Below are 592 nucleotides of genomic sequence, written 5' to 3' on the forward strand. Positions count from 1 at the left end.
CTCCCCCTATACCCAAAAACGGCATGACGGCAACCGCTAAAACGATGATCCCTAGTCCACCAAGAAAGTTGAGTTGAGCACGGTAGTACAAAATGGACTTGGGCAAAGTATCAATGTGACTAAGAACAGACGCCCCTGTCGTTGTAATACCTGAGATCCCTTCAAAAAGAGCATCCGTCATTGACAGACCAAGACGACGATCAAGGTACAAGGGCAAGGTACTAATGATAGAAAAGCTAACCCAGAAAATAACAGCAACCATAAAACCATCTCGGGTTCTTAGGTTCTTATCACCGCTATCCGTTGCTTTCCAGCCAATAAAGCCGATTGCAAACTCAACCCCAAACGTAATTCAACAATCCTGTATCTCATTTTCTCCGTAGATAAAGCTGATAAGAATGGGAACCATCATATAGAGACCATAAATAATCACCACACAAATTCACACATTCAATATTGTACTAAACCTAGAACTATTTCACATCTTCATACGTTCAGCTAGGACGCTCGTCTGGGGTGTCAAAAGTTGAAGTCCTCGTGCTCGGTGTCACGCGGAACAAACTATATGGTACCTCTGTCTAATACTCCCTCC

The 592-nt window shown here is 43.4% G+C and carries 1 protein-coding gene; it reads right to left on the reverse strand.

Features of this window, described 5'->3' with window-relative positions; all coding sequences use genetic code 11:
- The coding region (locus GCE9029_RS25335) for a potassium transporter TrkG (RefSeq protein WP_306455719.1) at positions 1–352 on the reverse strand (352 nt) is incomplete at its 3' end.
- Between the last annotated feature and the right edge of the window lie 240 nt (positions 353–592).

The organism is Grimontia celer (assembly GCF_900055185.1).
GTDB lineage: Bacteria > Pseudomonadota > Gammaproteobacteria > Enterobacterales > Vibrionaceae > Enterovibrio > Enterovibrio celer.